The organism is Achromobacter aegrifaciens (assembly GCF_902859735.1).
GTDB classification, from domain to species: domain Bacteria; phylum Pseudomonadota; class Gammaproteobacteria; order Burkholderiales; family Burkholderiaceae_B; genus Achromobacter; species Achromobacter aegrifaciens.
The window spans coordinates 75963-82001 of sequence record NZ_CADIJY010000021.1 but is presented as its reverse complement, the minus strand read 5'-3'; the positions used below and the strand labels follow the sequence as shown (position 1 = coordinate 82001).

Genomic DNA, 6039 nt, shown 5'->3' with positions numbered 1-6039 from the left:
CGCCCGCGCCTACGGGCTACGTACGTCTTGGGTCGCTGCGCTGCTAGATCCGTGATCGGTGACGAGTCTTGCGTTGCCCGTAGCTTACGGCCGCGCGGGCGGCCGTAAGCTACATACGTGGTTTTGGGCGTCGTGGCGATGGTCGCTTGCGCGTTTGCGGAGCGTGGTTTGCTAGTGGCCGCTCATCATTGGGGTGGGGCGGTGATGGGTGGTGCGCGGCAGGCAGCGGCTTGCGCTTGAGGATTTTCTCGCGCGCACCACCCATCCGGCACCGTGGCTTAGCGGTCGGTGATGATCAACGGCCTGGTGACGTTCGGTGATGAGCAGCACCCTTGACGCGTTAACGCTGATGGGTGTCTCACACGCGCGCAGCGTCATTCTCAACCGTAAGACACCGCGGAAGCCTCGGAAGGCCGCCCGGGCGGCCGGCCCGAGGCGAGCCCCGCAAGATCCACCGCCATACCCCACCCGTTGCTAGAAAGCCAAGCACACAGCTCGCCCCAGCTGAGGCCGAATTGCAGTTGAACGAGCCCGTCGCGTCGGCGGCCCGCCATGCGCGGGGCGTCGATAAGCCCGACGGAATCCGAAGGAACCGCCGCAGGCGGTGACGAGGATGAGGATGGGGCAGTCCGGAGCGAAGGCTCCGGACCGCAATCGTTGCCCCGCGCATGGCGGGCCGCCGATGCGACGGGCGTCTTAAGAACCCAAAACGCCCGAAAGCAAGCAAATAAACGTTACCCGCAAGAACCGCCTACAACCTCAAGCAGGCAACGCCTCAGGCACCCCAAGGTCGACCGCCAGCTTGGTAAGACCATCCCAAATCCGGCTATCGAACGTCAGCGTATCCTCGTTAAGCGCCCGGTTGCGAGCTTCGTACTCGCCCGGATACTGCACGCCTTCGACGCCCGGTTGCGGCTTGCAGGCGTGCAGGTAGTCGATGAACGCGCCCACCTCCATCGACCGCCAATCCGTATTGAAGTCCACCTGCGGATCCAGCAGCAGCGCGAACATGTTGTTCGTCGCTACGCCGGTGCGTGGATGCTGCGGCTGGATCGTGCCGCCGCCAGACAGCACGCCGGCCAACAGTTCGGCCACCAGACCCAGGGCATAGCCCTTGTGGCCGCCGAACGGCAGCAGCGCGCCGGGCGGGTCGGTGAACAGCGCGTTCGGATCCGTGGTCGGATTGCCCTGGGCGTCGATCAGCGAGCCCGCGGGCGCTTCCTCGCCTTTGGCGGCCAGCACCCGCGCCTTGTTGACGGCGATCGAGCTGGTGGCCATGTCCACCAGGAACGGCGGACGGCCGCCCGGCAGCGGGCCGGCGAAGCACAGCGGGTTGGTGGTCAGGCAGGCCTGCGCGCCGCCGAAAGGCGCCACGGTCGGCGAGCGGTTGATCACGTTGGTGAAAGCCAGCAGGATCAGGCCCTTGGCCGCCACCATTTCCCCGTAGTGGCCCATGCGGCCCAGGTGATGGCTGTGACGCAGGGTCAGGATGCACTGGCCGTGCTCCTGCGTGCGCTCGATGGCCTTCTCGATGACGACCTTGCCGACATACTGGCCCAGCCCGTGGTGGCCGTCGTAGGCCAGCATTGCGCCGCGGTCGTTGACCAGTTCGGGCCGGCCGTCGGCCTGGGCCAGGCCCTCGGACAGCACGCGCCGGTAGTTCGTCAGGATGGACAGGCCGTGGCTGGTGTAGCCCACCCGGTCGGACTCGACCAGGTGCTCGGCCACGTCGCGGGCGATGTCCTCGGGCACGCCTTGGGCCATCAGCACGCGGCGGCCGTATTCATTGGCTTGGGCGATCGAAATCTTCATGACGCGCCCTCCTTACAGCCAGCCCAGCCAGCGCCAGTAGGTCATGCCCATCAGCAGCATCAGCAGGTAGCCGACGATGGTGACGATGATGCCGACCTTGGCGAACTGCTTGGCGTTGAAGGTCTCCGTTCCCAGGCACACCATGTTCTGCGGCGCGTTGATGGGCAGGATGAAACCGTAGCTGACGACAAAGCCCAGCAGCATGGTCATGCCCAGGCGGCTGAATTCGCCCGGCAGCGTGGCCAGCACCGAGATCAGGATCGGCAGCATGGCCGAGGTCAGCGCGGTGGCGCTGGCGAAACCCAGGTGGATGACAATGAGGAAGGCGGCCAGGATCGCGAAGATCGCCAGCGGTCCGAGGTGGTCCAGTCCGGTGTGCGCCACGACCTGGTTGCCCAGCCATTGGCCAGCCTGGGTCGTCAGCAGGGCGGTGCCCAGGCTGATACCGACGCCGAACACGATCACGGTGCCCCATGGGATGCGCGATTGCACGTCTTTCCACGTCATCACGCCAAAGCGCGGCAGCAGCAGCAGGACCAGGCCGAAGTAGGTGGTGGAAGTGGTGTCGAACTTGTGCAGCTTGCCTTCGGTCGACCAGAACAGCAGCAGCATCAGCGACACGGCCATCAGGCGTTTTTGCGCGCCGGTCATGGGGCCCAGTTCAAGCAGCGACTTCTCGACGGCTTCCTTGCCTCCCGCGATGCTGTCGCTTTCCGGCGGCAGCAGCTTGAGCACGATGATGATCAGCACGGCCGACATGATCAGCGACCAGGGGGCGCCAGCGATCAGCCAGTCCGACCATGCCACGCGTTCGCCCAGCATTTTTTCCATGAAGCCGACGGTCAGCAGGTTCTGCGCGGCGGCGGTCTGGATGCCGACGTTCCAGATGCTGGTGGCCTGCGCCACGATGATCATGATGCCGGCGGCGATGTTGGAACGCTTGTCCACGCCGAAGGCTGCGATGACGCCCATCATGATGGGCACCACGGCCGCGCTGCGCGCGGTGGCGCTGGGCACCACGAGGCTCAGCACGATGGTCACGGCGATACATCCGATCAGGATGCGGCGCGTGCTGGTGCCCACCTTGGCCAGCGTCACCAGGGCGATGCGCCGGTCCAGCCCGGTGAAGGTCATGGCGGCCGCAATGAACAAGGCGCCGGTGACCAGCGCCAGCGCCGAGTTCGCGAAGCCGGTCAGCGCCATGCTGATCGCGGCCGAGGTGCCATAAACCACTTGCGGGTCTTTGATTGTCGGAGCCGTGCCCAGCAGGAAGGCCATCAGCGTCGTGATCATGATCGCGCTGGCTTCGTAGGACACGGCTTCGGTAATCCAGACCACCACTGCGAATGCCAGGATGGCGAGCATCCGGTGACCCGCGACGGGCAGGTCGGCGGGCAAAGGCATCATCAGCACGCCGATCATCACTAGGACGCCGGCGATGAGTCCGATTGGAATTTTGGTTTTCTTTGGGGCTTGCGAGGCAGGGACGGCGGCTTGCGCGGTCATATCCATCTCCGGTTGAGGTCAAACTGCCGACACACCGCCCCGCGAGCAACGGGATAGGTCAAATCGGTGTGTCGACGCTACAGCATGATCGTGACGGCATTGCGGAAAACCCGTATTGATACTGATCAAGCCTGTGGAGATTTGGGCTTGTGGAAAACCTCTGACGGGCATTATGCTCGTCGCCCCGCGCCGCCGGCAAGCGGAGATTGTTGCATGGAACAATGCAAATGGGCGGAAATAGAGACGGATGGAAAATTAATTAGATCGTTTCACGATACTAATTCGCGCGAGGGCCGGCAGGCAGCCCCGGCCGCTCAGCCTAGCGCCAGGCGTAGCTGCTCGTCCAGATGCAGCGTGGGCGCGATGCGCCAGCCGCTCTGCGCGTAACGCAGCCAGCGGCCCAGCACCAGATGCGTCAGCAGGCTGGCGTGCGCCGCCACATTGGCCTGCGGCGGCAGGCCGCCATCGGTGACCGCGATGCGCAGCGATTGCTTCAACGACGCCTCGATGCGGTCGTTGATGTGGTTGATGCGTTCCTGCAGGCGGTTGTCTTCCGTGACCAGCGCATCGCCGGTCAGCACGCGCGTCATGCCCTTGTTGCGTTCCGAGAAGGTCAGCAGCATGGAGACGGTCTGGTGGGCCTGGGTCAGGCCTTGGGGCTCGGCGATGGCGATCTGGTTCACCAGCGTGAAGATGCTGGTTTCGATGAATTCGATCAGCCCTTCGAACATCTGCGCCTTGCTGGCGAAGTGCCGGTACAACGCGGCTTCAGAGACTTCCAGGCGCGCGGCGAGGGCCGCCGTGGTGATGCGGGAGGCGTGCGGCTGCTCCAGCATCTCGGCCAGGGTTTGCAGAATCTGGGTCTTGCGCTCGCCGGGTTTGCTCGCCATGGAAGGGTCTGCTCTCGCGCAGGCTTGACGGTGAAGGGGAGGGGAGGAGCGCGCCGCTATCCCCGCAAGGGGCGTCGGCGTAACAGCAAATCACTGACGGAGTTTACCCGCAAGTCGACATAGGCCGGCCGCTGCGAACGGCCGCGGGCGAACGGCGTGCCGGGGTGATACACGTGCACCGTGCGCAGCCCTGCCTGGCGCGCGCCGCGCAGATTGGCCAAGGTGTCTTCCACCAGCACCGCGTTGCGCGCCTGCACGCCTTCGCGGGCCAGCACGTGGCGCAGCAGGGTGGGCGAAGGCTTGGGCCGGAACTCGCCGTGCAGCCGCATGTGCTCGATGGCCCAGAGGCTGTCGAACTGGCGCAGGATGCCCAGGCGCGCGAGCACCGCACGCGCATAGTGCAGCGGCGCGTTGGTCAGCAGCACCTTGCGGCCCGGCAGTCGGCTCAGCTTGTAGGCCAGCGCCTTTTCCGCGCGCACCAGGGGGCCGACGTCGAAGTCATGGCTGCGGTGCAGGAAATCATGGGGGTCCACGCCGTGATGGCGCACCATGCCTATCATGGTGGCGCCGTAGCGTTTCCAGTACTGCGAGCGCAGGTGGTTGGCAGTGTCGATGTCGACGTTCAGTGCCTCGACCACGGCCATGGTCATGCCGTGGTCGATCTTCGGGAAGATGGCGTGCGAGGTGTCATGGAGCGTGTTGTCCAGGTCGAACAGCCACAGGCGTTCGGAATCGCCCGTGGCCGCGCGGCGCGAGCGGCGCACGCGCACCGCCGGCCGCAACAGGTAACGCTGTGCCCGCATCAGTGCGAGCTGATCATCGTGCCCACGCCCTGGTCGGTCAGGATTTCCAGCAGCAGGCAGTGCGGCACGCGGCCGTCGACGATGTGCACGGAGTTCACGCCGTTCTTGGCGGCGTCCAGCGCGGACGAGATCTTGGGCAGCATGCCGCCGGAGATCGTGCCGTCGGCGAAAAGTTCGTCGATGGTCTGGGCCGACAGGCTGCGCAAGAGCTTGCCGCCCTTGTCCAGCACCCCCGGGGTGTTGGTCAGCATCAGCAGCTTTTCAGCGCCCAGCACTTCCGCCATCTTGCCGGCGACGACGTCGGCGTTGATGTTGTAGGCCGTGCCGTCCTCGCCATAGCCGATGGGCGAGATGACGGGGATGAACTGGTCGTCCTGCAGCGCCTTGACCACGGCCGGCTCGACCATGGTGATGTCGCCGACGAAACCGATGTCGATGGGTTCGGACGGATTGTCCTTGTTGGCCATCAGCTTCTTCTGGGCCTGGATCAGTCCGCCGTCCTTGCCGGTCAGGCCCACGGCCTTGCCGCCGACCTCGTTGATCATCATGACGATGTCCTGCTGGACCTGGCCGCCCAGCACCCATTCGACCACTTCCATGGTCTCGGCGTCGGTGACGCGCATGCCCTGGATGAAGGTGCCTTGCTTGCCGATGCGGCGCAGCGCGTCGTCGATCTGCGGACCGCCGCCGTGCACCACCACCGGATTCAGACCCACCAGCTTCAGCAGCACGACGTCATGCGCGAAGCTGCGCTGCAGACGCTCTTCCGTCATGGCGTTGCCGCCGTACTTGACCACGATGGTCTTGCCGTGAAATCGTCGGATATACGGCAGTGCTTCAGACAGCACAGCGGCTTTGACAGCAGGAGACGAAACGGCAGCAGGGTCGGGGGTGTCGGTCATGGCAGCTAAGTCGGCAAATATACGTATGAGTGGTTAGAAAAAATGCCTGCACAAAAACGCGTCCGGGACGCGGTAGCGCAAGCATACGACGGATTGTAGTACCCACAGGTTTCTTATGCTTTAAAC

Annotated in this window: 5 protein-coding genes; all 5 read right to left on the bottom strand. The window is 64.8% G+C overall.

The window, feature by feature from the left end; all coding sequences use genetic code 11:
* Positions 1-759: 759 nt before the first annotated feature.
* The 5 genes from HV766_RS29040 to argB all read right to left on the bottom strand — a co-directional run bounded on the left by HV766_RS29040 (position 760) and on the right by argB (position 5913).
* Positions 760-1812: an Ldh family oxidoreductase gene (locus HV766_RS29040; protein ID WP_119450185.1), complete on the bottom strand. Its 1053-nt coding sequence runs from the start codon at positions 1810-1812 to the stop codon at positions 760-762.
* Positions 1813-1824: 12 nt separating this feature from the next.
* The gene (locus HV766_RS29035; RefSeq protein ID WP_054457779.1) at positions 1825-3318 is read right to left on the bottom strand and encodes a DASS family sodium-coupled anion symporter; all 1494 of its coding nucleotides are present in this window, start codon (positions 3316-3318) and stop codon (positions 1825-1827) included.
* A 314-nt stretch (positions 3319-3632) separates the two neighbouring features.
* The gene (gene slmA, locus HV766_RS29030) at positions 3633-4208 is read right to left on the bottom strand and encodes a nucleoid occlusion factor SlmA (RefSeq protein ID WP_054457778.1); all 576 of its coding nucleotides are present in this window, start codon (positions 4206-4208) and stop codon (positions 3633-3635) included.
* Positions 4209-4264: 56 nt separating this feature from the next.
* The gene (locus tag HV766_RS29025; protein WP_054457777.1) at positions 4265-5011 is read right to left on the bottom strand and encodes a pyrimidine 5'-nucleotidase; all 747 of its coding nucleotides are present in this window, start codon (positions 5009-5011) and stop codon (positions 4265-4267) included.
* A complete protein-coding gene (gene argB / locus HV766_RS29020; RefSeq protein WP_013396740.1) occupies positions 5011-5913 on the bottom strand; it encodes an acetylglutamate kinase in 903 nt (300 codons plus the stop codon). The genes HV766_RS29025 and argB overlap by 1 nt, the downstream gene beginning before the upstream one ends.
* Positions 5914-6039: the final 126 nt, after the last annotated feature.